Source organism: Caldimonas sp., from assembly GCF_046289365.1.
Taxonomy (GTDB): Bacteria; Pseudomonadota; Gammaproteobacteria; order Burkholderiales; family Burkholderiaceae_C; genus Caldimonas.
Map to the genome: position 1 here is coordinate 1 of NZ_JBKBVU010000029.1, position 24,942 is coordinate 24,942.

Sequence of the window (24,942 nt, forward strand, 5' to 3'; positions counted from 1 at the left end):
TGGGCGGGGGCTGCAGAGAAAAGACGGTACCCCATCCCAGGTGGGTGCGCCGTTCTTCCCGCACGGCCGGCTCCACCGGCGGCCCTCCTCTGTCCCCCACGACCTGCTGACCCACCGCCGCGGCCTGAGCGAACAACGCGAAGGCGGCATGCTGGCGGCCGGCATCGAAGGCCTGCACGCCGTCGAAGACCACGCCGCGCCAAGCCTCGTCGTGCTCCCAGGGCAAGGGGGTGGTCGCATCGAACCAGCCCACGCGCCCGCCCGGGGCGCTCACCGCCTCGGTCCAGGCGCGCAGCAGGTGGGTCTTGCCCGTGCCCCGGGCGCCCCAGAGGTAGACGGGGGCCCCGGCAGCCGGCGCGCTCGCCAGCGCGCGCAGGTGCGCCACCACGGCCTCGTTGCCAGGCGTATGGAAGTTGTCGAAGCTGCAGGGTTCGGCGGGCCCCAGGCCCAGGGGCAATTGCCTCATGGACGCGCGCACGGCGGCAGGCAAGGACGGAACGTCATCATGGGTTCGCAGGGGACTGAACATCGCGGGCGGCCCACTCCACGCCTTGAGCGTTCGGGCCGGCCGGTAAAATCCGGGCAAATTCTATCGGGCCGGCACGACGCCACCCGCGCACACCATGTCCCAGACCTCCCTGTCCTACCGTGACGCCGGCGTCGACATCGATGCCGGCGATGCCCTCGTCGAACGCATCAAGCCCCTGGCCCGGCGCACGCTGCGCGAAGGCGTGCTGGGCGGCATCGGCGGCTTCGGCGCCCTGTTCGAAATCCCGAAGCGCTTCAAGGAGCCGGTGCTCGTCTCGGGCACCGACGGCGTGGGCACCAAGCTGAAGCTGGCTTTCGAATGGGGTCTGCACGACACCGTGGGCATCGACCTGGTGGCCATGAGCGTCAACGACGTGCTGGTGCAAGGCGCCGAGCCCCTCTTCTTCCTCGACTACTTCGCCTGCGGCAAGCTCGACGTGGACACGGCCGAGCGCGTGGTGGGCGGCATCGCCCGCGGCTGCGAGGAGTCGGGCTGCGCGCTCATCGGCGGCGAGACCGCCGAGATGCCCGGCATGTACCCCCCGGGCGAATACGACCTGGCCGGATTTTGCGTCGGGGTGGTCGAAAAGAGCGGCATCATCGACGGCCGCGACATCACCCCGGGCGATGTGGTGCTGGGCCTGACCTCCAGCGGCGTGCATTCGAACGGCTATTCCCTGGTGCGCAAGATCGTCGAGCGTGCCGGCCCGGCCGGGCTGCCGGCCACGCTGGATGGCCAGCCCTTCCGCGAACGCGTGATGGCGCCCACGCGGCTGTACGTGAAGCCCGTGCTCGAGGCGATGAAGGCCGTGCGCATCAAGGGCATGGCCCACATCACCGGGGGCGGCCTGGTCGAAAACATCCCGCGCTGCCTGCCCGCGCACACCAAGGCCGTGCTGCAAGGCAATGCCTGGCCGCGGCCCGAGATCTTCCAGTGGCTGCAACGCGAGGGTGGCGTGACCGAGTCGGAGATGCACCGCACCTTCAACTGCGGCATCGGCTTCGTGGTGATCGTCGCGCAGGCCGATGCGGCCCGTGCGGCCGAATTGCTGCGTGCGCAGGGTCAGACGGTCCACACCATCGGCCATATCGAGGCACGTCAAGGCGACGAGGCCCCCACCCAGGTGGTCTGAACTCGCGCGAACGTCAATGCCAGCGCGGCGCACCGCCGCGCAGCGACTCCAGCCGCTCGGCGATGGCCAGCCGATCCGTGGCCTGGCGGGCTCGCTGCACATAGTCGGTCAGGTCCGCGATGGCTTCGTCGCGGCGACCCATCTCGGCGTAAGCCAGCCCGCGGTCGCGCAACTCGTCCAGGGCCTCGGGCAGCAGGATGACCAGCCGCTGCATCACCGCCACCAGGCGCGGCCAGTCCTCGTGGGTGCGATGGATCTCCTTGAGGTTGCGCAGCATGCGGGCGATCACTTCGCGAGAACTGGCCGACTGCAGGAACAGCCCCAGCGGCACGTCATCGTCGCCCGTCAGCCCCTGCTGGCGCTTGTAGGGGGCCAGACGCTCCTCCAGCTCCTCGCGCGACAGCGACAGGCCACTGAACGGGTCGATCACGACCTCGCCGCCTGGCATGCGCAGCTTCACCAGGAAATGCCCCGGGAAGGACACGCCTTTTGCAGGCAGCCCCACCTGGTGGGCCAGTTCGATGTAGAGCACCGCCAGCGAAATGGGGATGCCGCGCCGCGACTGCAGCACGATGTTCAAGCAACTGTTGTAAGGGTCGTAGTAATCGTTCACATTCCCCGCAAAGCCCAACTCTCCATAGAAATAGCGGTTGAGCATGCGCAGGCGGTGCAACGGCGCGCTGTCAGCGGGCAGCCGGCGTTTGAGCCGCTCGGCCAGGGCATCGATCTCGGCCAGGACCCCCTGGATGTCCAGGTCGGGGAACTCGTCCTGGGCCAGCGACAGCGCCGCCTCGGTCAAGGGAAAGGCGGCATCGTCGGCCACCAGGGTCGCGAAGTAGTCGAGCGCGGTCGAAGGGCCGTACTGCATGGATCCAGTGTAGTCCGAGCGCACAGGCTCGGCGAGGTGGGCGCCGGTGCGCCCGGGTGGTGAGCGCCTCGTCAGGCGCGCCGGGCCAACTGGCGCAGCCTCAGGCCCAGCGCCGCAAGCACACCGAAATAAAGCAGCGCTGCCGTGCCCAGGCACAGCGCCATCCAGCCGATGCGCACCCAGGGGGTGGCCCGCAGGGCCGTCCAGTCCAGGGCCTGGGCGGCGCCCGCCAGCGCCAGGCCCAGCACCGCGCAGGCGGCCGTCACCTGCGCGATGAAGCGCCCCCAGCCCGCCTGGGGCTCATAGGCTCCCCGGCGCCGCAGGCCTGCCAGCAGCCAGCCGGCGTTGACCAGGGCCGCCACCCCGATGGACAGGGCCAGGCCCGCATGGCCCAGCCAGGGCACGAACACGAGGTTCATCGCTTGCGTGAGCACGAGCACCACGATCGCAATGCGCACCGGGGTGCGGATGTCCTGGCGCGCGTAGAAGCCCGGCGCCAGCACCTTGATGGCGATCAAGCCGATCAGGCCGACACCGTAGCCCATCAGCGCCAGGCCGGTCTGGCGCAGGTCCTCGTCCTGGAAGGCGCCATAGTGATAGAGCACCGACACCAGCGGTTGGCCGAAGACCAGCAGCGCCACGGCGCTGGGCAGGGCCAGCAGCAGCACCAGCCGCAGGCCCCAGTCGAGCAGTTCGCTGTAGCGGCGCGTGTCGCCCACGGCCTGGGCGGCCGACAGCTGCGGCAGCAGCACCACCCCCAGGGCCACGCCGAGCAGTGCGGTGGGAAACTCCATCAGGCGGTCGGCATAGGTGAGCCAGGAGACCCGGCCTTCGCCGAGGAAGGAGGCGATCTGCGTGTTGATGAGCAGCGAGACCTGGGCCACGGCCACGCCCAGCACGGCCGGCGCCATCAGCAGCAAGATGCGCTGCACGCCTTCGTGCCGCCAGGCCGCACCCGGCCGGCGAAGGCGCGGGAGCATGCCGATGCGCCCCAGCGCCGGCACCTGCACGGCAAGCTGCATCGCGCCGCCCAACATCACGCCGGCGGCCATCGCGTAGATGCCGGGCAGCCCCCAGGCCTCCAAGCGCGGGGCCAGCCCCCAGGCCGCAGCGATCATCGCCAGGTTGAGCAGGACCGGCGTGGCCGCCGGCACTGCAAAGCGCTTCCAGGTGTTCAGGATGCCTGCCGACAAGGCCACCAGCGACATGAAGCCGATGTAGGGAAACATCCAGCGGGTCATCACGACCGCCGCCTCGAAGCCTTGGGGTGACTGCGTCAGCCCGGCAGCGATGGCATAGACCAGCACCGGCGCGGCCACCACGCCAAGCGCGCAAGTGACCAGCAGCACCCAGACCAGCACGGTGGCCACGGCGTCCACCAGGGCACGGGTGGCCTCATCGCCCTGGCGGGCACGGCTTTCCGCCAGGATCGGCACGAAGGCCTGGGAAAACGCCCCTTCGGCGAACAGCCGGCGCAGCAGGTTCGGGATGCGGAACGCCACGTTGAAGGCGTCGGTCCAGGCCGAGGCACCGAAGGTGGCCGCCATCAGCAGTTCGCGCGCCAGGCCGGTGACACGGGAGGCCAGGGTCAGCAGGGAGACGGTGGAAGCGGCGCGCAGCAGGTTCATGAGAGCAGCGCAGCGCTGGACGCGCGCCTTCGGTGACGGGCGCGATTATAGGGAGCGCAGGCCGCGGGCGCGGGGCCGGCCCAGCCCACCGCCCGCGGCAGACGATAAGCCCTGTGGGGCCCGTCTGGGCGGGATGGCCGGCCCATGCTATACTTCGAGTTTCGCTCAACCCGAATCGAATCCATCCGTCCATGGCCACTTCGTCCAAAGCCAAGAAGACCGTCCGCATCGCGTCGGGCCGCAAGCGCGCCCGCCAGGACGTCAAGCTCAACGCCGCGAACACCGCGCTGCGCTCCAAGTTCCGCACGGTCATCAAGAACGTTCAGAAGGCCGTGGCGGCCGGCGACAAGGCCCGTGCCGCCGACCTGTTCAAGCACGCCCAAAAGGTGATCGACTCGGTCGCTGACAAGGGCATCTTCCACAAGAACAAGGCCGCTCGCCACAAGAGCCGCCTGTCGGCGTCGATCAAGGCCCTGGCCGCCTGAAGCGCCTGCCGGGTTGAGACCACAAGGGCTCGCGATGCGAGCCCTTTTTCATGGCCTCATGGCCCCGCGTCGCCGGAGCGTGCGCAGGCGGCTCCTCAGCCCCGGGGCGGGGCCGGCGGGTCGGGAATCAGGCAGGCCTCGACCATCTGCAGGTCGTTGTCGCGAGCGAAGTTCATCACGAAATCCCAGGCCATCGGTTCGATCTGCCGGATGGCCTCGTTGACCACCACGCACTTGACCCCTCCCACCACGGTGGGCACGCAATAAGGGGAGTAGCCCAGGGGCCCCGAGCGGCCAGGTTGCCCCCCGCCCGGGCGAAAACACGACATCACGCCGGCCAGGCGCTCGGCCCAGTCGCTGGGACGGAAGGTGCGGCCGTCGCGGGTGATCCCCTGAATGAAGATCTCACGGGGTTTGGGGCTGGTCATGCGGTACAGACTCTCGATGCGCCGCTTGTGGCGGCCGCGCTGCAAAGGGCGGGAAGGGGTCCTGCAGCGACATGTCTTAAGAATGATATCTTATATAAGACTTGCCAGGGTTTCAGTCGGGTTCCTGCCGCTGCCCAGGGACTTCCCGCCAGACCCCGCCGATGATGACGCACCCAAGCTGTCGCACGGCTTTCATGCCGCCTCGGTGGCGCCTGCCCTAGAATGAAATGCCGACGCGGTTGGGGGCCTTGCGGGTGTGCAGGGCTTGCCGCCGCGATTTTCTTTTGCGAAAGACGCCATGAACGCACCTCAGACCCCGACCTCGTCGATGCCTCATGTGATGAACACCTATGGCCGACTGCCGATCGCGTTGTCGCATGGGCGAGGCTGCCGGGTCTGGGACACCAAGGGGCGCGAGTACCTCGACGCCCTGGGCGGCATCGCGGTCAACACCCTGGGACACGCCCATCCCAAGCTCGTGCCGGCCCTGCAGGACCAAGTCGCCAAGCTGATCCACAGCTCGAACTATTATCAGGTGCCGCTGCAGGAGCAGCTCGCCGCCCGGCTGGTGGAGCTGTCGGGCATGACCAACGTCTTTTTCTGCAACTCGGGGCTCGAGGCCAACGAGGCCGCGATCAAGATCGCCCGCAAGTTCGGGCATGACAAAGGCATCGAGACCCCGGAGATCGTGGTCTACGAAAAGGCCTTCCACGGCCGTTCGATCGCCACGCTGTCGGCCACCGGCAACCCCAAGGTGCAGGCCGGCTTCGGCCCGCTGGTGCCCGGCTTCGTGCGCATCCCGCTCAACGATGCGGCCGCGCTGGAGGAGGTGGCGAAGAACCGTCCCAACGTGGTGGCCGTGTTCCTGGAGACCATCCAGGGTGAAGGCGGCGTCCATCCGGCGCGGGCCGAGTACCTGCGGCAGATCCGTCGTGTGTGCGACGAGCGGGGCTGGCTGCTGATGATCGACGAGGTGCAGTGCGGCATCGGCCGCACCGGCAAGTGGTTCGCCCACCAGTGGGCCGGCATCGTGCCCGATGTGATGCCCCTGGCCAAGGGCCTGGGCTCGGGCGTGCCCATCGGCGCCGTGGTGGCCGGCCCGAAGGCCGCGAACGTGCTGCAGCCGGGCAATCACGGCACCACCTTCGGTGGCAACCCGCTGGCCATGCGCGCTGGCGTCGAGACGCTGCGCATCATGGAAGAAGAGGGGCTGCTGGACAACACCGCCCGCGTGGGCGCGGCGCTCAAGGCCGGCCTCATGCGCGAGCTGGGCAGTCTGCCTGGCGTCGTCGAGATCCGAGGGCAGGGCCTGATGCTGGGCATCGAGCTCGACCGCCCCTGCGGCGCCTTGCTCGCCCAGGCGATGGAAGCGGGCCTGCTGATCAGCGTGACGGCCGACAAGGTGATCCGCATCGTGCCCCCGCTCATCCTCACCGAGGCCGAAGCCGACGAGATCGTGGCGAAGCTCGCGCCGCTGGTGAAGGCCTTCCTGGCCGCCCCCGCCTCATGAGGTCGGCGATGAAACCGGGAGACTCGCTGATGAAGCACTACCTGCAGTTCAAGGACTTCCGCGCCGAGGAGTATGCCTATCTCTTCGAGCGCGCCGCGCTGATCAAGAAGCGCTTCAAGAACTACGAGAAGTACCAGCCGCTGGTGGACCGCACGCTGGCGATGATCTTTGAGAAGGCCAGCACGCGCACGCGTGTGAGCTTCGAGGCCGGCATGTACCAGATGGGCGGCTCGGTGGTGCACCTGACCACCGGCGACAGCCAGCTCGGCCGCGCCGAGCCGATCGAGGACAGCGCGCGCGTGATCAGCCGCATGGTCGACCTGGTGATGATCCGCACCTACGAGCAGGCCAAGCTCGAGGCCTTTGCGGCGCATTCGCGCGTGCCGGTCATCAACGGCCTGACCAACGAGTTCCACCCCTGTCAGATCCTGGCCGACATCTTTACCTACATCGAGCACCGCGGCTCGATCAAAGGCAAGGTGGTGGCCTGGGTGGGCGATGGCAACAACATGGCCAACACCTGGCTGCAGGCCGCCGAGATCCTGGGGTTCACGGTGCATGTGAGCACGCCCAGCGGCTACGAGGTGGATCCCGCCCTGGCCGGCATCCGCGACCCGCGCTGCTACAAAACCTTCCGGGATCCGATGGACGCCTGCCGCGGGGCCGACCTGGTGACCACCGATGTGTGGACCAGCATGGGCTTCGAGGCCGAGAACGAACAGCGCCGCAAGGCCTTCGCCGACTGGTGCGTGGACGCCGACATGATGGCCGTGGCCAAGCCCGATGCGCTGTTCATGCACTGCCTGCCGGCCCACCGTGGCGAGGAGGTCACGGCCGAGGTCATCGACGGCCCGCAATCGGTGGTGTGGGACGAGGCAGAGAACCGCATGCACGTGCAGAAGGTGCTCATGGAGTACCTTTTGCTCGGGCGGATCGGCTGATACGCCGCCGCCACGACCACACGCCGTAGGCCAGCGCGTTCACCGCGAGCACCCCGATGCCCAGCCAGGCCTGGACCGCCGGCGTGAGCCCCACCGGGTAGAGCAGCGGCATCACGTAGTGCTCGACGAAGGAGGTGGCATAGCCCGCCTCGCCGCCAGCGGCGCGCAGGCGGTTTTCCAGCGGGGTGAGCGGGCAGATGCCCGCGCTCAGCTCGATCCACACGCCCCAGGCCGCAGCCGGCAGGTGCACCCAGGCCAGGCGCGGCCAGCGCCAGACCAGGAAGCCGCCCACCACGACGAACACGACGAAGCCCAGGTGCAGCAGCACCAGCAGGTCGGCGAGCACACGGTAGGCCATGGCGCCAGACTACAACGGGCGCGACAATCCGGGTGTGACCAGCCCCCCGGACAACCCCTGCACCACCTGCGGCGCCTGCTGCGCCAGCTTCCGCGTGGACTTCGCGCGCGATGAACTCGACGAGGCCGGGGGCCCGGTGCCCGCGGGGCTCACGGTGGAGGTGACCGACACCACCTGCCGCATGCGCGGCACCGACCATGCCCGCCCCCGCTGCGCCGCGCTGGTGGGCCAGGTGGGGGTGAAGGCGCACTGCGGCATCTACGAGTGGCGGCCCTCGCCGTGTCGCGAGTTCGGCGCGCTGGCACCGCTGGGCCTGCCGGATGACGCCTGCACCCGGGCCCGCGCACGTCATGGCCTTGCGCCGCTGGGTAGCTGCGGCTAGAAATTTGCCGTAGCGTTGGAAATAACCGACACCACGCTCTTTTTTGCGGTGCTGAAATTTCGGTTTTTCCAGCCACGCGCGGCCCATGAAACGCCTGTGGGACATCTCCCCGCCCCTGCACACCCGCAGCCCGGTCTTCCCGGGTGACACGCCCTACTCCCAGGTGTGGGGCGTCACCATCGGGCCCGGCTGTCCGGTGAACGTGAGCCAGATCACCACCTCGCCGCATGCGGGCGCGCACGCCGATGCGCCGCTGCACTACGCCAGCGGCGCACCGGCCATCGGTGCCGTGGACCTCGCCCCCTACCTGGGCCGGTGCCGGGTGATCCACGCCATCGGCGTGGGCCCGCTGGTGCGGCCCGAGCACCTGGCCCATGCGCAGGCCGACCTGCCGCCACGGGTGCTGGTGCGCACCTGGATCCGGGCCGTGGTGGACCGCTGGGTCGACGACTTCAGCGCCTTCGCGCCCGAGACGCTGGAATGGCTGGCCGATCGTGGCGTGAGGCTCGTGGGCATCGACACGGCCTCGGTGGACCCGGCCTCGAGCAAGACCCTGGATGCCCATCAGGTGTTGCTGCGGCGCGACCTGCGCGTGCTGGAGAACCTCGTGCTCGACGACGTGCCCGAGGGTGACTATGAGCTGATCGCCCTGCCGCTGAAGCTGATGGAGGCCGATGCCAGCCCGGTGCGCGCCGTGCTGCGCGAGTGGCCCTGAAGGAACCTTGACCATGACCACACGACAAGACTGCCTGGCGCTCGACGCCGCCGACCGGCTCGCCCCCCTGCGCGAGCTGTTCGAGATCCCCGAAGGCCTGATCTACCTCGACGGCAACTCTCTGGGCGTGCTGCCGCGCGCCACACCCGCTCGCGTGCAGCAGGTGGTGCGCGAGGAGTGGGGCCGCGACCTCATCCAGAGCTGGAACACCGCCGGCTGGATCGACCTGCCCCGGCGCGTGGGCGACAAGATCGCGCGGCTCATCGGCGCGGACGCCGGCGAGGTGGTGGCGGCCGACTCGACCTCGGTGAACCTCTACAAGGTGCTGACGGCGGCGAGCCACATCACCCGCCAGGACCAGCCCACACGGCGCGTGATCGTCTCCGAGCGCAGCAACTTTCCCACCGACCTGTACATCGCCGAAAGCCTGGCGCGCGAACTGGGCTGGACACTGCGGCTCATCGAAGCCGACGAGGTGGAGGCCGCGCTCACCCCCGACGTCGCCGTGCTGATGCTCACACATGTGAACTACCGCACCGGGCGCATGCACGAGATGGCGGCCGTCACACGCGCGGCGCATGCCGCCGGCGCCCTCGTGGTGTGGGACCTGGCCCACTCCGCCGGCGCCGTGCCGGTGGACCTGCGCGCAGCCGATGCCGACTTCGCGGTGGGCTGCGGCTATAAGTACCTCAACGGCGGGCCGGGCGCGCCCGCCTTCGTCTGGGCCCACCCGCGCCATGCCGACCGCTTCTGGCAGCCCCTGGCCGGCTGGATGGGACATGCCGCGCCGTTCCGGTTCACGCCGGACTACGAACCCGCCCCCGGCATCGCGCGCTACCTGTGCGGCACGCCGGCGGTGATCGCGATGAGCGCGCTGGAGTGCGGCGTGGACACCGTGCTGGCGGCCGAACCGCTGGGCGGGATGGCCGCGCTGCGCGAGAAGTCGATCGCACTGACCTCCCTGTTTGCCGAGCTGGTCGAGGCGCGCTGCGCCGGCCACGGGCTGACCGTGGTGTCGCCGCGCGAACCGCGGCTGCGCGGCAGCCAGGTCTGCCTCACCCGGGCCGAGGGTGCCTATGCCATCGTGCAGGCCCTGATCGCGCGACGGGTGGTGGGCGACTTCCGTGCCGGTGATGTGCAGACGCCGGACATCCTGCGTTTCGGCTTCACACCGCTGTACACGCGCTACGTGGATGTGTGGGATGCGGTGGAGCAGTTGGTGCAGGTGATGGAAAGCGGGCAATGGCGGGAAGCGCGCTTCCACCAGCGTGCCACGGTGACCTGAGGACGAGCGATGACAATGACACAGCGACCCGAAGATATCGTGCACGCCGAAGGCGCCCGGCTCGACTTCTCGAAGGACATGAGCTATGGCGACTACCTGCACCTGGACGAGATCCTGAGCGCGCAGCACCCGCTCTCGCCCGACCACAACGAGATGCTGTTCATCGTGCAGCACCAGACCAGCGAGCTGTGGATGAAGCTGATGTTGCATGAGCTGCATGCGGCCATCGCCTGCATCGCCCACGACGAGCTGCCGGCGGCCTTCAAGATGCTCGCGCGCGTGAGCCGCATCATGGAGCAGCTCGTGCACGCCTGGGACGTGCTGGCGACGATGACGCCGCCGGAATACTCGGCCATCCGGCCGTATCTGTCGAACTCCAGCGGCTTCCAGAGCTGGCAGTACCGCTGTATCGAATTCGCGCTGGGCAACAAGAACGCGGCTATGCTCAAGCCGCATGCGCACAACCCGCGCCGCCTGGCCGAGGTGGAGGCGGCCTGGCGTGCGCCCTCGCTGTATGACGAATCGCTGCGGCTGCTCGCGCGACGCGGACTGCCGGTGCCGGTCAGCCATGTCGAACGCGACTGGACCCAGCCTTACGTGGAAAGTCCCGAGGTCGAGCAGGCCTGGCTGCAGGTCTATCGCCAGCCCGCTCAGCACTGGGATCTCTACCAGCTCGGCGAGGAACTCACCGATCTGGAGGACGCCTTCCGCCTGTGGCGCTTCCGCCACGTGACCACGGTGGAGCGTGTGATCGGCTTCAAGCGAGGCACCGGCGGCACCTCGGGCGTGGGCTACCTGCGCAAGATGCTCGATGTGGTGCTCTTCCCGGAGATCTGGAAACTCCGCACGGACCTGTGACGGCCGGCTGGCTACACTGCCGGCCGTGGAAACCAAATGGCTTGAAGACTTCGTGAGCCTGGCCGAGACGCGCAGCTTCTCGCGCTCGGCGCAGTTGCGGCACGTGACGCAGCCGGCCTTCTCGCGCCGCATCCAGGCGCTGGAAGCCTGGATCGGCATCGACCTGGTCGACCGCTCGTCCTACCCCACACGGCTCACACCGGCCGGCGAAACCTTCCTGGCCCAGGCCCTGGAGATCCTCGGCACGCTGCAGGCCACGCGCAACCTGATGCGCGCACACCGCGCCACCGGCCAGGACCTGATCGAGTTCGCCGTGCCCCACACCCTGGCCTTCACCTTCTTCCCGCATTGGATCACCAACCTGCGCGAGCGCTTCGCGCCGGTGAAGAGCCGGCTGATCGCCCTGAATGTGCACGATGCGGTGCTGCGCCTGACCGAAGGCAGCTGTGACCTGCTGATCGCTTACCACCATGCCTCGCAGCCGTTGCAGATCAACCCCGACCGTTACGAGATGCTGACCCTGGGGGTGGAGACGCTGGCCCCCTATGCCAAGGCCGGCCCGGACGGCCAACCGCTGTTCCAGGTCACCCAGGGCACGCCGCAGCGGCCGGTGCCCCTGCTCAGCTATGCCGCCGGCGCCTACCTGGGCCGGCTGGTCGAGTCGATCAAGCAGCGCTCGCCGGTGCCGCTGCACCTGGAAACCATCTACGAGACCGACATGGCCGAGGGCCTGAAGGCCATGGCCCTGGAAGGCCATGGCCTGGCCTTCCTGCCGGGCAGCTCGGTGCGCAAGGAAACGCGCAGCCGGCGGCTGGTGAGCGCCGCGGCCGACCCGGCCCCCTACGAAGTGACCATGGACGTGCGGATCTACCGCGAGCGCCCCGAAGTCGCCAAGCACGTGCGGCCGGCCGCCCAGGCCTTGTGGGAATATCTGCGGCTGGCGCATCCGGACTGAATCCGCGACGATCGGACGCCGGACAGACCACACCGAGGAGCTTGCATGGGTTGGGCAGTGTTGGCGGTGGCCATCGCGGTGATCTGGCTGCTGGCTCCAGTGGTGGCCAGGATCCGGGCACTGGCCTGCCTGAGGCTGCCGAGCCGGCTGATGCGCCGGCCGGCACCGCCGCGGCTGCAGGCGGCGGTCGAGGATCTGTTCGGCCCGATCGAGGCCGAGCTGGCCGAACTGGGTTTTCGCTTCTCGCATGCAGCCGAAGCCCTGGCCGAGCCCCGCGACCTGAGCCCCTGGCAGCCGGTGCGGGTGTTCCGGCACTTCCACTTCCCCATCGTCGCCCAACTGGCCGGCCCCGGCCTGCCCGAGCTGCCCAACGTGCCGGTGCTGACCCTGCTGGCCGAACTGAAGGACGGGCCGATGGTGGCCACGCAGAACGTGCCGATGAACCTCTTCCCGCCCGACCCGCAGGTGCTGCGCAGCGGCGGCGACAGCTTCGTCTCGGTGAAGGACCAGTACGAAGCCCAGCTCGACGCCATGCGTGCCGAGGGCCTGCAGGACTTCCGGCCCTGGGGCGACCCCGAGGACATCGAGGCCCGGCTCGGGGCCTACGAGGAACGCAGCCTGCAGGCCCTGGTGCAAGCCGGCTGGTGCGAGCCCGAGGGCCAGGCCCTGCGCATCGTCCCGCGCAAGCTGCCGGCCCTGGGGCGTTTCCTGGCGCGCCAGCTCAAGCGCCTGGTGCACACGCTGAAGCAGGCGCCGCCGCAGTCCCTGGCCCTGAAGACCTCGGCCCCGCTCGAACGCAGCCTGATGCTCTTCGTTGCCACGCGCGCCCGGCCCAAGCACAGCCCGCCCCCCGTGGTGCAGTGGACGCTTTATGGACTCAGCGCCGCGCTCTTCCTCGTGCTGGGCGGCCTGCTGCTGGGCTGGCGCTTTGCGGGCCTGTTGCTGGTCGTGATTGCGCTGCACGAGGCGGGTCACTATCTCGCGATGCGTGCGCTGGGCTATCGCCGCGTGCAGATGCTGATGCTTCCGCTGATCGGCGGTGTGGCCTTTGGCGAGGAAAGCAAGCCCAACGCCCTGCACCGCATCATCGTGAGCCTGGCCGGCCCCGTGCCCGGCCTGCTGCTGGGCGCAGCGCTGCTGTGGTGGCAGCCGGCGGTGCCCGAGGTCGGGCTGCTGGGCTGGATCCTGGTGTGGGTCAATGCCTTCAACCTGCTGCCCTTCCACCCTCTGGATGGTGGCCATGTCCTCGAGGCCCTGGTGCCGGCACGCCAGGTGGTGGTGCGCGTGGCCCTCGAGGGCTTGGCCGCGGCGGGCCTGCTGGCGCTGTGGTGGTTCTTCGGCTTGGAGATCGCCCTGGTGCTGCTGGTGCTGCGGGCTCTGACCTGGCGCGGACTGTGGCGCCAGTTGCAGCTCGAGCGGCTCTACGCTGCAGTCGCACGCAGGCACAAGCCAGCCGACGCCCGCGCCCTGGCGCGGCTGGCGTTCCAGGCCCTGGAGCGCATCGTGCCCGCCAGGGCTTCGCTCAAGCAGCGCATGGACATGGTCGATGAACTCATCATGCACCTGCGCTACCGGCCGCTCAAAGGCTTCGCGGCTTTCGGAGTCGGCGCGCTCTATCTGGCCGTGCTGGCCTCACCGGTCGTACTCACCCCGCAGCTCCTGGCCGTCGGCCGCCTGGCCTTCATGAGTGAGCCCGAGCGGGCATCGGCCGCAGCCGAGCGGCGCTTGGAGGCCGCCCGCCAATGGAGCGTGGCCGAGCTGGCGCTGGCACTCGGCCGGGCCGACCCGACCCCCGCGCCTGGCGCCTCGGAGCTGGCGCTGGCCTCGCTGGCCCAGCGCACCGGCGACGTGCTGCCCGAGGAAGCCGTGATGTTCTACCGCAGCCGCGATGGCCTGCGCACCTCGGCATCGCTGGAGATCTGGCCGGTCAGTGAGGTGCAGACGCTGCGGCAGGCCCGGCCGCGCCTGGCCCAGCAGCTCAGCGCGCGTGCAGCCTCTTTGCGGCCCGGCCCGCCGCAGACCCTGCCGATGCCCTGCCCACCGGGCGCCGAAGGCCGCTGCGACGCCGGCCTGGACGAGGTGCTCGACTGGTGGCAGATCGGCACCCTGGAGGGGCAGCCCCTGCTGCTGGATCCGCGGCGCCCTTCGGGCCAATGGCGCTTGGTGCGGCTCGACCCTCAAAGCGCCACGCTGCATCCCGAACCCGGCTTGCGTGAGCTGCTGCTGCGCGCCTACCTGCAGCAGCCCCCGGGTCGCCCCCCAGGCTGACGCCGGACCGACCCGCCGATCGGCGACAATCGAGCCCCTGCCCCACCGGAAACCACCACCGCACACGCCCTATGCCGGCCATGATCGAGATCCGCCACGTCAGCAAGTGGTATGGTCCCTTCCAAGTCCTTGCGGACTGCAGCACCAGCGTCGACAAAGGCGAAGTGGTCGTGGTCTGCGGCCCCTCGGGCTCGGGCAAGTCCACCCTGATCAAGACGGTCAACGGACTCGAGCCCTTCCAGCAAGGCGAGATCCTGGTCGATGGGGTCTCGGTGAATGACCCCAAGACCAACCTGCCCCGCTTACGTTCGCGCGTGGGCATGGTGTTTCAGCATTTCGAGCTCTTCCCGCACCTGTCGGTGACGGAGAACCTGACGCTGGCCCAGGTCAAGGTGCTGGGTCGCAGCAAGGACGAGGCCCGCGAGCGCGGACTGAAGATGCTCGACCGCGTGGGCCTGATGGCCCACAAGGACAAGTTCCCCGGCCAGCTCTCGGGCGGCCAGCAGCAGCGCGTGGCCATCGCCCGGGCGTTGAGCATGGACCCGATCGTGATGCTCTTCGACGAACCCACCTCGGCGCTCGACCCCGAGATGGTGGGCGAGGTGCTCGACGTGATGGTGCAGCTCGCCCAGGAAGGCATGACGATGATGTGCGTCACGCACGAAATGGGCTTTGCGCGCAAGGTCAGCCACCGCGTGATCTTCATGGACCAGGGCCGCATCCTGGAGGACTGCGCCAAGGACGACTTCTTCGGCCAGCCTGAGCGCCGCACGCCACGGGCCCGAGAGTTTCTCTCGAAGATCCTGCAACACTGAACACCCCTTCGCGAGCCGCGCGCTGCGCGAGGGGGCCGGGTTACAGCAGGTTGCGCACCTGGGACTGCACCTGCAGCAGGGCCGGCAGGCAGCGGTCCTGCAGTTCGCTCATCGACATGCGTGCGGCGTGCACGCTGACGTTGAGTGCCGCCACCGCGTCGCCGCGCAGGTTTCGCAAGGGCACCGACAGCGTGCGCAGGCCCAGCTCCAGTTCCTGGTCGACCGCGGCATAGCCCTGGGCACGGGCCCGGGCGATCTCGATGCGCAGCCGGTCCTTGTGCGTGATGGTGTGCGGCGTGAGCGGCTCGAGCCGCTGCTCGTCGAGCCAGGCGTCGATCTTCTCCTGCGGCAGCGCCGCCAGCAGCACACGGCCGTTGGCCGTGCAGTAGGCCGGCACACGCGTGCCCGGCTGCAGCGTGGCCGAGACCACACGGCCGGCAGTGGTGGCGGCGATGCAGATCACGTCGTTGCGGTCGAGCACCCCGGCCGAAGAGGCCTCCTGCAGCGCGTGCGCCAGCTTGTGCAACTGCGGGTGCACGATGCGCGGCAGACGGGCCGAGTGGATGTAAGACTGGCCCAGGCGCAGCACCTTGGGAGTGATGGAGAACATGCGCCCGTCGTAAGCCACATAGCCCAGATGCGTCAGCGTGAGCAGGTAGCGCCGCGCCGCCGCGCGTGTCAGCCCGGTGCGCTGAGCCACTTCGGTCATCGACAGGCGCGACTGGTCCTGGTCGAATGCCTCGATCACCGCCAGCCCCTTCTCCAGCCCCGCGATGAAATCGCGCTTTTGCACCTGAAACTCAGGCCCGGACATGACGGTAAGCGACATCGTTGCCCCTTTCTACTGCTGCGTCGCGCGCTTCGCGCACAGAAGGACCGATCACCGCATCCATCGGCACGGAAGGCTTGTTCTGCGCGGCAATATAGCCTAGATTGGCTGGCGTTGTTCGGCCAACAACCATCAGTGCGCCTATCGCCCTGATTGAAAATCTCAAAGACCCTGCCGTCGCGGCGCTACTCCTGCGGCTTCGGCGCGACCGTCACGTCATGTCCGCATTCATCTTCGAAAGTTTCCTGTCCACCCCCGAGATGCTCGACACCTTCGGCGAGTCCTCGGTGATCCAGGCCATGATGGATTTCGAGGCCGCGCTGGCGCGTGCGCAGGCCGAGGAAGGCCTGATGCCTGCGGCCTGCGCCCAGGCGATTGCCAGCGTGTGCAAGGCCGACCTGTACGACCTGCCCGGTCTCATCGCCGACAGCCGCCGCAGCGGCAGCCTGGCCATCCCGCTGGTGAAGAAGCTCACCGAGACGGTGGCCCTGTTCGACAAACCGGCCGCCGGCTATGTGCACTGGGGCAGCACCAGCCAGGACGTGATCGACACCGGCATGGTGCTGGTGACACGCCGGGCGCTGGGCGTGATCGACCGCGACCTCATGCGCCTGGTGAACGCCTTGCTGGGCCTGGCCCGCACGCATGCGCGCAGCCCGGTGCTGGCACGCACCCTGATGCAGCCCGCCCAGGTGGTGACCCTGGGCTACAAGCTGACGGGCTGGGTGGCGCCGCTGCTGCGCACCCAGCAGCGGCTGCGCGAGACGGCCGCGCGCGCGCTGCGGCTGCAGCTCGGCGGGGCCGTGGGCACGCTGTCGGCCATGGGCCCCAAGGGCCCCGCGGTGGCCCGGCGCATGGCGCAATCGCTCGGGCTGCCCTGGTCCGCGCTGGCGTGGCACACCCAGCGTGACGAATGGGTGGCGTTGGCAGCGGAACTCGGCGTGCTGTGCGGCAGCCTGGGCAAGATCGCGCGCGACCTCTCGCTGATGGCCCAGGGCGAGATCGCCGAACTGGCCGAACCCTCGGGCGGCGGACGCGGCGGCTCGTCGGCGATGCCACACAAGCGCAACCCGGTCTCCAGCATGGTGGCCCTGGCGGCGACCACGCGCACGCCGCAGCGTGTGGCCGCCTTGCTGGCCAGCATGGCACAGGAGCATGAGCGGGGACTGGGCAACTGGCAGGCCGAGCTGGCCGAGTGGGCAGGCCTGTTCCTCAGCGCCCACGGCGCGGTGAAGGCGCTGGCCGAAGCCGCCGAAGGTCTGGAGGTGGACCAGGCGCGCATGCGCGCGAACATCGAGGCGCTGCAAGGCCTGGTCAGCGCCGAGGCCGTGTCGATGCTGCTGGCCGAAGCCATGGGCAAGGCGGGCGCGCATGCTCTGATGGAAAGCTTGACGCATCAGGCCCTGGCCTCCAAGCGCCACCTGCGCGAGGTCACGCTGGAGGCCATCACCCTGGATGCCGCACTGAGCGGCCTGCACGACCGTCTCGTCCCGCTCTTCGACATCGACCAGGCCGCCGAGCCGGCCGCGCGCATCGCGCTGGAACAGCTCGAAACCCTCGAAGCCCACGCCCGGCATCTGCAGTGCGCCCCCCGTCCCTATTGAGGCCCGAACCGAGATGAACACGCCCCCTTGCCCCGACCACACCGACGCCTTCGACCAGGGCCTGCGCAACCGGCGCGCCGTGCTGGGCGACGCCTGGGTCGATCGCTCGCTGGCCCAGGCCAATGCCTTCAATGCCGACTTCCAGTCGCTCATCACACGCTACGCCTGGCACGACATCTGGGGCCGTCCCGGCCTGGACCACCGCACCCGCCGCCTGCTGGTGCTGGGCATGACCATCGCCCAGGGTCGCTGGGAGGAGTACGAGTTGCACCTGCGCGCCGCCGTGGCCGGCGGCGTGGCGCTCGACGAGATCAAGGAAACCTTGTTGCAGTCGGCCATCTACTGCGGCGTGCCTGCGGCCAACACCGCGTTCAAGCTCGCCCTCGATGTCCTGCGGCAGATGGGCGTGGCCCTGCCGGCACAGCCGCTCACGCCCGAGCACCGCATCAGCACCCACCGCACCTTCAGCACCCCCGAGCTGCACGTCCTGCGACAGGGCCGCGGCACACCCGTCGTGCTCAGCCACGCGCTGGGCATGGACGTGCACCTGTGGGACGCCCTGGCGCGCTCGCTGGCCGACCAGGGCTGCGAAGTGCTGCGCTACGACCACCGCGGCCATGGGCAGTCGGCCTCGCCCCCGGGGCCGTACTCGATGGATGACCTGGTGGCCGATGCCGCACGTGTCGTGCGTGAATGGGGCCGGGGCCCGGTGGTGTGGGTCGGCCTGTCCATGGGCGGCATGGTGGGCCAGGGCCTGGCCGCGCGCCACCCCGACCTGGTGCGGGCCCTGGTGATCGCCAACTCCACGGCGTGGTACCCCGAAGCCGCCCAGGCCCTGTGGGCCCAGCGCATCGCCACAGTTCAGGCGCAGGGCCTGGCTGCGATCGCCGACGGGGTGATGGGCCGCTACTTCCACGACGACTTCCGCGCCGCCCACCCGGAGGTGGAAGCCGCCGCACGCGCCACCTTGCTGCGCACAGACCCGCAGGGCTATGTGGCCTGCTGCCATGCGGTGGCCGGGGTGGACTGGCGCGAGGCCCTGCCCACGATCGCCTGCCCCGTGCTGGTGATCGCGGGCCAGCGCGACCAGGGCGCCCCGGTGGCGATGTCGCAGGCCATCGTGCAGGCGCGCCCCGGCGCCCAGCTCGTGGTGCTGGACAACGCCTCGCACATCAGCGTGCTCGAGGCGCCTGAAGCCTTCGAGCGCACGCTGCGCGAGTTCCTGGACACGCTCTGACCCGGCGGCCGACCACGCCCGATCGGGTATGGTCGCGGTCATGAGCGATCTGACCTTTTTCTGGCACGACTACGAGACCTTCGGCCGCGTGCCCCGCCGAGACCGGCCCGCCCAGTTCGCCGGCATCCGCACCGATGCCGAACTGAACACCGTGGGCGAGCCGGTGATGCTGTACTGCCAGCCCGCGCCGGACTACCTGCCCGACCCCGAGTCCTGCCTGCTCACCGGCATCCTGCCCCAGCACTGCCGCGAGCGCGGCGTGCCCGAGCATGCCTTTGCAGCCGCCGTGGAGGCCGAACTCGCCCGCCCCGGCACCGTGGGCTTGGGCTACAACACCTTGCGCTTCGACGACGAGGTCACGCGCTTTCTCTTCTGGCGCAACCTCATCGACCCCTACGCCCGCGAATGGCAGAACGACTGCAGCCGCTGGGACTTGCTGGACGTCGTGCGCGCCACCTGGGCGCTGCGCCCCGAGGGCATCGAATGGCCCACGCACGAGGACGGTCGGCCCAGCTTCAAGCTCGAGCACCTGACGGCCGCCAACGGTCTGGCCCACGAGTCCGCCCACGACGCGCTGTCCGACGTGCGCGCCACCATCGCCCTGGCCCGGCTGATCCGCTCCCGCCAGCCGCGTCTGTGGGACTTCTGCTTGAGGCTGCGCAAGAAAGACGCCGTGCTGGCCGAGATGGGCGCGGGCCGGCCCTTCGTGCATCTGTCGGGCATGTACGGCGTGCAGCGTGGCGGCCTGGCCATCGTCTGGCCGCTCGCCCCGCACCCCCTGCACAAGAACGAGATCATCGTCTGGGATCTGGACCACGACCCCGCCGAGCTGTTCGAGCTCAGCAGCGCGCAGGTGCGCGAGCGCCTGTACACCCGCCGCGAAGACTTGCCCGAGGGCGTCAGCCGGCTGCCGATCAAGACCATCCACCTCAACCGCTGCCCCATCGTGATCGGCAACCTCAAGGCCCTCACACCGGCCGTGATCGAACGCTGGCAACTCGACATCGACCGGGCCCTGCGCCACGCCCAGACCGTGGCACGCGACGGCGCCAAGCTCGCCGGCCTGTGGCCCGAGGTGTTCGCGCGACCCGAAGCGCCGGCTGCAGTGGATGTGGATGAGGATCTGTATGGCAGCTTCATCGGCAACGAGGACCGCCGCCGCCTGCAGCGAGTGCGTACCGCCCGGCCCGAAGCGCTGGCCGAGCGCCTGCCGAGCTTCGACGACGAGCGGCTGAACGAACTCGTCTTCCGCTATCGAGCCCGCAACTTCCCGCACACGTTGAGCGCAGCCGAGCAGACCCGCTGGCGCGAACACTGCCATGCACGCCTGCACGATGGCACCCACGGCCTGCCCACGCTGGCGCAGTATTTCGAGCGCATCGACGCCCTGGGCGAATCCCTGGCCGATGACGACGAGCGCGGCCAGGACATCCTGGGCGCGCTCTACGATTACGCGGAGGAACTCGCGGAGTTCAGCGCCGCGGCGTGATCACACGCGCTCCAGGATCACCGCAATGCCCTGGCCCACGCCGATGCACATGGTGCACAGGGCATAGCGGCCCTTCGTCTTGACGAGCTGATTCACCGCCGTGGTGGCCAGGCGGGCCCCCGAGGCGCCCAGCGGATGACCCAGCGCGATCGCGCCGCCGTTGGGGTTCACACGCGGGTCGTCGTCCTTCAGGCCCAGCTCGCGCAGCACCGCCAGGCCCTGGGCCGCAAAGGCCTCGTTGAGCTCGATGACGTCCATCTGCTCGAGTGTCAGGCCCGTGAGCGCCAGCACCTTGCGGGTGGCCGGCGCCGGGCCGATGCCCATCACACGCGGCGGCACGCCGGCCGTGGCCATGCCCACCACGCGGGCCTTCGGCGCGAGGCCGTGCTTCGCGGCGCTGGCCTCGTCGGCCAGCAGCAGGGCACACGCACCGTCGTTCACGCCCGAGGCATTGCCCGCCGTGACCGTGCCGTCAGGGCGCACCACGCCCTTGAGTTTGGCCAGGGCCTCCAGCGAGGTCTCGCGCGGGTGCTCGTCACGGTTCACGACGAGGGGGTCGCCCTTCTTTTGCGGAATGGTCACCGGCGTGATCTCGGCATCGAAGTAGCCGGCCTTCTGCGCAGCCACCGCCTTGAGCTGCGAGGCCAGCGCCATCTTGTCCTGGTCCTCGCGGCTGATCTTCCAGTCGGTGGCCACGTTCTCGGCCGTCTCGGGCATGGAGTCCACGCCGTACTGCGCCAACATCCGCGGGTTGATGAAGCGCCAGCCGATGGTGGTGTCGTACACCGCGTTGTTGCGCGAGAAGGCGCTCTCGGCCTTGGGCATCACGAAGGGCGCGCGGCTCATGCTCTCGACCCCCCCGGCGATCATCAGGCCCGCCTCGCCGCTGCGGATCGCACGCGCGGCCGTGCCCACGGCATCCAGGCCCGAGCCGCACAGCCGGTTGACCGTGACGCCGGGCACGTCCAGCGGCAGGCCGGCCAGCAGCGCGGCCATGCGCGCGACGTTGCGGTTGTCCTCGCCGGCCTGGTTGGCGCAACCGAGAATCACATCGGTCACGGCCGCCCAGTCGACATTGGGGTTGCGCGCCATCAGGGCCTTGATCGGCACGGCGGCCAGGTCGTCGGTGCGCACGGACGACAGCGAACCGCCATAGCGGCCGAAGGGGGTGCGGATGGCATCGCAGATGAAGGCTTGCGTCATGGCAGCAGATCTTTCTCTTTCGGTGGGGGAGGTCGTCGATCACGCGCGCTGCAGCGCGATGGCCGTGAGCGACTGAAGTTCATCGAAACTCAAGCCCTCGACCATGTCGATCACCTTGGCGCCCTCGGGGGTGAGGTCGATGACGGCCAGGTCGGTGTAGACCCGGCTCACACAGCCCACACCGGTCAGGGGGTAGGTGCATTGCGGCACCAGCTTGCTCTGGCCGCTCTTGGTCAGGTGCTCCATCATCACGTAGGTCTTCTTCGCGCCGATGGCCAGGTCCATCGCACCGCCCACGGCGGGAATCGCATCGGGCGCACCGGTATGCCAGTTGGCCAGATCGCCATTGGCAGCCACCTGGAAAGCGCCCAGAACGCACACGTCGAGATGGCCGCCGCGCATCATGCCGAAGCTGTCGGCATGATGGAAATAGCAGCCGCCGGGCAAGAGCGTCACGGGCTGTTTGCCGGCATTGATGAGGTCATAGTCCTCCTCGCCCGGCGCCGGGGCCGGGCCCATGCCGAGCACGCCGTTCTCGCTGTGCAGCACCACCTCCCGATCGGGCGGGATGTGGTTGGCCACCAGGGTGGGCAGTCCGATGCCGAGGTTGACGTAGGCGCCGTCGGGAATGTCGGCCGCCACCCGCCGGGCCATCTCATCGCGGGTCCACTTCTTCATCATGCGGCCTCCTGCTTGAAGCCACCCGCCCGGGTGATTCGGCGTTCCACCTGCACCACGCGATGCACGAAGATGCCCGGGGTCACGACGGCCTCCGGGTCGAGCGCGCCGAGTTCGACGATCTCGGGCACCTCCACCACCGTGCACTGGGCAGCCATGGCCATGATCGGCCCGAAGTTGCGCGCCGTCTTGCGGTAGACGAGGTTGCCCCAACGGTCGGCCCGCTCGGCCTTGATCAGAGCCAGGTCGGCGTGGATGGGATACTCCAGCACATAAGGCCGGCCGTTGATTTCGCGGGTTTCCTTGCCCCGGGCCAGCTCGGTGCCGTAGCCGGTGGGCGTGAAAAAGGCCCCGATGCCCGCGCCGGCCGCGCGGATGCGCTCGGCCAGGTTGCCCTGCGGCACGAGCTCCAGTTCGATCCTGCCGCTGCGGTACAGGCCGTCGAACACGTGGGAATCCACCTGACGCGGAAAGGAACAGATGATCTTCCTCACCCGCCCGGTCTTCAACAAGGCGGCCAGTCCGGTGTCGCCGTTGCCGGCGTTGTTGTTCACCACTGTGAGATCCTTCGCCCCCTGGGCGATCAGGCCCTCGATCAGGTGGTCAGGGATGCCGGCGGTGCCAAAACCACCGATCATCACGGTGGAGCCGTCGCGCACGTCGGCCAGGGCGGCCTCGACCGAGGCACAGATCTTGTTGATCATGGAACGCCTATCGAACAGATGATTCACAAAACCACTGGAAGTTCTAATATTGAACAATGGTTCTTCTCGTGAACATTCACTGTACTCCACGATGAGCCCGAACTCAAGCTCGACCTCCCCTGAGCGCATCGAACCCGGCGACAGCTACGTGCAATCCTTCGCGCGCGGCCTGGCGGTGGTGCGCACCTTCAGTGGCGAAGCCCCGGCCCAGACCATCTCCGAGGTGGCCGAGCGGGCCGGCCTGACCCGCGCCGGCGCGCGGCGCATCCTGCTGACGCTGCAGCACCTGGGCTATGTGGAGGCCGAGGGGCGGCTGTTCCGCCTCACGCCCAAGATCCTCGACCTGGGCTTTGCCTACCTGAGCTCGCTGCCGCTGTGGAACCTGGCCGAGCCGGTGATGGAGGACCTGGTGGCCGACATCAAGGAATCGTGCTCGGCCGCGGTGCTTGACGCCACCGACATCGTCTACGTGCTGCGCGTGCCCACGCACAAGATCATGGCCATCAATCTGGGCGTGGGCAGCCGCCTGCCGGCCTACTGCACCTCGATGGGCCGAGTGCTGCTGGCCGGCCTGAGCGACGCGGAACTCGACGCCCGCCTGGCCGCCAGCGACTTGGTGCAGCGCACCCCCAAGACTGAAACCGACCCCACCCGCCTGCGCGCCTTGATCGAACAGGTGCGCGTGCAGGGCTGGGCCCTGGTGGCCGAAGAACTCGAAGAGGGCCTCGTCTCACTCGCCGCCCCCATCCGCGGCCGCAATGGCGACGTGGTGGCCGCCATCAACGTGAGCGGCCAGCAGCACCGCACACCGCCGGTGGTGATGCTCGAGCGCTTCTTGCCCAAGCTGCTGGCCGCGGCGCATCAGATCAGCTCGATGATCGGCGGCGCCAAGTAAGCCCGGCTCTTACGCGCTGCGCGCCCCCAAGCGCTGGGACACCGCCCGCGCACACTCGCGCAGCGCCTGCGCCAGCTCGCCATCCCAGCGCGTGTCGAACACGCCAGACGGACCGATGGCGGTGACGGCCATCACCATCTGGCCCGCGTGGTCGAACACCGGGGCGGACATGGCGCTCACGCCCTGGATCACGGCCCCTTCTGAGCGGCTCATGCCATGAGCACGTACTTCGGCCAACGTGGGCTCGAACGCCTCCCAGCAAGGCAGCGGCTTGGGCGGGGGCATGCCGGGCTGGGCACGCAGACCCAGGGCTTGCTCACGGGCACGCTCCTCTTCCAGGGCCGCGCGCACTTTGTCGGCCGGCAGATACGCCGCAAACAGCCGCCCCGAGGCCGTGCCGGGCAGGGATTCGACCGTGCCGTGGCGCATGTTCACGTGCACGGCGGCCGGGGACTCCTCGATGCGCACGATGGTGGGGCCGCGCGAGCCCCACACCGCCACGGCCACGGTGTGTCCGATGCGCTGGGCCAGCTCGGCAATCAAGGGTGTGGCGATGCGCACCGGATCGGCCTGCTGCAGCGCGATCAGGCCCAGTTGCAACGCCAGGGGCCCCAAGCCGTAGTGGCCGCTGACTTCGTGCTGCTCGACCAGGCCGATCTTGCCGAAGCTCACCAGATAGGGGTGGGCCTTGGCCGGCGCCATGCCGGCCTCGCGGGCCAGGTCCTTCAGCGGCAAGGCCCGGCCGGCATGGGCCAGCGCCCGCAGCAATTGCCCTCCCACCTCCACACTCTGAATGCCCCGCCGGTCCCGCTCGGCCTTCGTGTTGTTGTCGTCCACGGTTGATGTGCTTTCCAGGCCTCCGGGCCTTTCGACCAGGGGTTTACCCTGAATTCTCTTTGTTACCTGTCGAATTGATTAGACATTAGCAAACAAGTTGACTACGATCAAGTGTAGTTCAGCGATGTCAAACTGCTTCGCGTACGTATAACGCGACGCCCCACCGACCAGGAGCCTTTATGAGCCAGAAAGCCTTTGCCAGCCAGGCCGATCTCGAGGAGAAGCAGGTCAGCTTCACCCGGCTGTCCGAGCATGCCTATGCCTACACCGCCGAGGGCGACCCCAACACCGGCGTCATCATCGGCGACA

The 24,942-nt window shown here is 69.0% G+C and carries 25 protein-coding genes and 1 pseudogene; 16 read left to right on the forward strand and 10 right to left on the reverse strand.

The window, feature by feature from the left end; genetic code table 11:
- The coding region (locus ACK42S_RS04950; RefSeq protein WP_409704088.1) for a DnaA ATPase domain-containing protein at positions 1–466 on the reverse strand (466 nt) is incomplete at its 3' end.
- Positions 467–623: 157 nt separating this feature from the next.
- Between ACK42S_RS04950 and purM the strand changes: the two genes are divergently transcribed.
- Positions 624–1,661 (forward strand): phosphoribosylformylglycinamidine cyclo-ligase, encoded by a 1,038-nt coding sequence (gene purM, locus ACK42S_RS04955; RefSeq protein WP_409704091.1) that lies wholly within the window; start codon positions 624–626, stop codon positions 1,659–1,661.
- 13 nt (positions 1,662–1,674) lie between these two features.
- On the opposite strand, the gene ACK42S_RS04960 is transcribed toward purM, so the two are convergent.
- Entirely contained in the window at positions 1,675–2,529 is an 855-nt protein-coding gene (locus ACK42S_RS04960; protein ID WP_409704093.1) for a SirB1 family protein, read from the reverse strand.
- 71 nt (positions 2,530–2,600) lie between these two features.
- The gene (gene murJ / locus ACK42S_RS04965) at positions 2,601–4,157 is read right to left on the reverse strand and encodes a murein biosynthesis integral membrane protein MurJ (RefSeq protein ID WP_409704095.1); all 1,557 of its coding nucleotides are present in this window, start codon (positions 4,155–4,157) and stop codon (positions 2,601–2,603) included.
- Between the two features lie 191 nt (positions 4,158–4,348).
- Between murJ and rpsT the strand changes: the two genes are divergently transcribed.
- Positions 4,349–4,642, forward strand: coding sequence for a 30S ribosomal protein S20 (gene rpsT, locus ACK42S_RS04970; protein WP_409704097.1), 294 nt, complete (start codon positions 4,349–4,351; stop codon positions 4,640–4,642).
- Between the two features lie 95 nt (positions 4,643–4,737).
- Here the strand turns inward: rpsT and ACK42S_RS04975 are convergent, their stop codons facing one another.
- Positions 4,738–5,070: a DUF3579 domain-containing protein gene (locus ACK42S_RS04975; protein WP_409704099.1), complete on the reverse strand. Its 333-nt coding sequence runs from the start codon at positions 5,068–5,070 to the stop codon at positions 4,738–4,740.
- A 298-nt stretch (positions 5,071–5,368) separates the two neighbouring features.
- Between ACK42S_RS04975 and ACK42S_RS04980 the strand changes: the two genes are divergently transcribed.
- Positions 5,369–6,580, forward strand: a complete 1,212-nt coding sequence (locus tag ACK42S_RS04980; RefSeq protein WP_409704102.1) for an acetylornithine transaminase — start codon at positions 5,369–5,371, stop codon at positions 6,578–6,580.
- Between the two features lie 8 nt (positions 6,581–6,588).
- Complete coding sequence (gene argF / locus ACK42S_RS04985) at positions 6,589–7,521, forward strand: ornithine carbamoyltransferase (RefSeq protein WP_409704104.1); 933 nt, start codon at positions 6,589–6,591, stop codon at positions 7,519–7,521.
- Here the strand turns inward: argF and ACK42S_RS04990 are convergent.
- Positions 7,487–7,879 (reverse strand): DUF2784 domain-containing protein, encoded by a 393-nt coding sequence (locus ACK42S_RS04990; RefSeq protein ID WP_409704106.1) that lies wholly within the window; start codon positions 7,877–7,879, stop codon positions 7,487–7,489. The genes argF and ACK42S_RS04990 overlap by 35 nt on opposite strands.
- Between ACK42S_RS04990 and ACK42S_RS04995 the strand changes: the two genes are divergently transcribed.
- The 7 genes from ACK42S_RS04995 (at position 7,878) to ACK42S_RS05025 (ending at position 15,157) form a co-directional block, all read left to right on the forward strand.
- Positions 7,878–8,261, forward strand: a complete 384-nt coding sequence (locus ACK42S_RS04995) for a YkgJ family cysteine cluster protein (protein ID WP_409704108.1) — start codon at positions 7,878–7,880, stop codon at positions 8,259–8,261. The genes ACK42S_RS04990 and ACK42S_RS04995 overlap by 2 nt on opposite strands.
- An 85-nt stretch (positions 8,262–8,346) precedes the next feature.
- Positions 8,347–8,976: an arylformamidase gene (gene kynB, locus ACK42S_RS05000; RefSeq protein WP_409704110.1), complete on the forward strand. Its 630-nt coding sequence runs from the start codon at positions 8,347–8,349 to the stop codon at positions 8,974–8,976.
- A 13-nt stretch (positions 8,977–8,989) separates the two neighbouring features.
- The gene (gene kynU / locus ACK42S_RS05005) at positions 8,990–10,261 is read left to right on the forward strand and encodes a kynureninase (protein WP_409704112.1); all 1,272 of its coding nucleotides are present in this window, start codon (positions 8,990–8,992) and stop codon (positions 10,259–10,261) included.
- A 15-nt stretch (positions 10,262–10,276) separates the two neighbouring features.
- The gene (gene kynA / locus ACK42S_RS05010) at positions 10,277–11,119 is read left to right on the forward strand and encodes a tryptophan 2,3-dioxygenase (RefSeq protein ID WP_409704114.1); all 843 of its coding nucleotides are present in this window, start codon (positions 10,277–10,279) and stop codon (positions 11,117–11,119) included.
- Positions 11,120–11,144: 25 nt separating this feature from the next.
- Positions 11,145–12,074, forward strand: coding sequence for a LysR family transcriptional regulator (locus tag ACK42S_RS05015; RefSeq protein WP_409704116.1), 930 nt, complete (start codon positions 11,145–11,147; stop codon positions 12,072–12,074).
- Between the two features lie 45 nt (positions 12,075–12,119).
- The gene (locus tag ACK42S_RS05020; protein WP_409704118.1) at positions 12,120–14,342 is read left to right on the forward strand and encodes a metalloprotease; all 2,223 of its coding nucleotides are present in this window, start codon (positions 12,120–12,122) and stop codon (positions 14,340–14,342) included.
- Between the two features lie 80 nt (positions 14,343–14,422).
- Positions 14,423–15,157 (forward strand): amino acid ABC transporter ATP-binding protein, encoded by a 735-nt coding sequence (locus ACK42S_RS05025; protein ID WP_409704120.1) that lies wholly within the window; start codon positions 14,423–14,425, stop codon positions 15,155–15,157.
- Between the two features lie 40 nt (positions 15,158–15,197).
- On the opposite strand, the gene ACK42S_RS05030 is transcribed toward ACK42S_RS05025, so the two are convergent.
- Positions 15,198–15,986, reverse strand: a complete 789-nt coding sequence (locus ACK42S_RS05030) for an IclR family transcriptional regulator C-terminal domain-containing protein (RefSeq protein WP_409704122.1) — start codon at positions 15,984–15,986, stop codon at positions 15,198–15,200.
- Between the two features lie 218 nt (positions 15,987–16,204).
- Here ACK42S_RS05030 and pcaB point away from each other — a divergent pair, with 218 nt between their 5' ends.
- From pcaB to sbcB, 3 genes are read left to right on the forward strand one after another with little or no spacing between them, the layout of a single operon-like run.
- Positions 16,205–17,590, forward strand: a complete 1,386-nt coding sequence (gene pcaB, locus ACK42S_RS05035; RefSeq protein WP_409704124.1) for a 3-carboxy-cis,cis-muconate cycloisomerase — start codon at positions 16,205–16,207, stop codon at positions 17,588–17,590.
- Positions 17,591–17,603: 13 nt separating this feature from the next.
- Positions 17,604–18,827, forward strand: a complete 1,224-nt coding sequence (gene pcaC / locus ACK42S_RS05040) for a 4-carboxymuconolactone decarboxylase (RefSeq protein ID WP_409704126.1) — start codon at positions 17,604–17,606, stop codon at positions 18,825–18,827.
- A 40-nt stretch (positions 18,828–18,867) separates the two neighbouring features.
- Positions 18,868–20,316, forward strand: coding sequence for an exodeoxyribonuclease I (sbcB, locus tag ACK42S_RS05045; RefSeq protein WP_409704128.1), 1,449 nt, complete (start codon positions 18,868–18,870; stop codon positions 20,314–20,316).
- Here sbcB and pcaF read toward each other — a convergent pair whose 3' ends face one another.
- From pcaF to ACK42S_RS05060, 3 genes are read right to left on the reverse strand one after another with little or no spacing between them, the layout of a single operon-like run.
- Positions 20,317–21,519, reverse strand: coding sequence for a 3-oxoadipyl-CoA thiolase (gene pcaF / locus ACK42S_RS05050; protein ID WP_409704130.1), 1,203 nt, complete (start codon positions 21,517–21,519; stop codon positions 20,317–20,319).
- 39 nt (positions 21,520–21,558) lie between these two features.
- Entirely contained in the window at positions 21,559–22,197 is a 639-nt protein-coding gene (locus ACK42S_RS05055) for a 3-oxoacid CoA-transferase subunit B (RefSeq protein ID WP_409704132.1), read from the reverse strand.
- A complete protein-coding gene (locus tag ACK42S_RS05060) occupies positions 22,197–22,901 on the reverse strand; it encodes a 3-oxoacid CoA-transferase subunit A (protein WP_409704134.1) in 705 nt (234 codons plus the stop codon). The genes ACK42S_RS05055 and ACK42S_RS05060 overlap by 1 nt, the downstream gene beginning before the upstream one ends.
- A gap of 91 nt (positions 22,902–22,992) precedes the next feature.
- Between ACK42S_RS05060 and ACK42S_RS05065 the strand changes: the two genes are divergently transcribed.
- Positions 22,993–23,796, forward strand: coding sequence for an IclR family transcriptional regulator (locus ACK42S_RS05065; RefSeq protein ID WP_409704136.1), 804 nt, complete (start codon positions 22,993–22,995; stop codon positions 23,794–23,796).
- A 9-nt stretch (positions 23,797–23,805) separates the two neighbouring features.
- Here the strand turns inward: ACK42S_RS05065 and ACK42S_RS05070 are convergent, their stop codons facing one another.
- Complete coding sequence (locus ACK42S_RS05070) at positions 23,806–24,633, reverse strand: IclR family transcriptional regulator (RefSeq protein ID WP_409704138.1); 828 nt, start codon at positions 24,631–24,633, stop codon at positions 23,806–23,808.
- Positions 24,634–24,812: 179 nt separating this feature from the next.
- On the opposite strand from ACK42S_RS05070, the pseudogene ACK42S_RS05075 reads away from it, so the two are divergent.
- A pseudogene (locus tag ACK42S_RS05075) lies at positions 24,813–24,942 on the forward strand (MBL fold metallo-hydrolase); the annotation flags it as partial.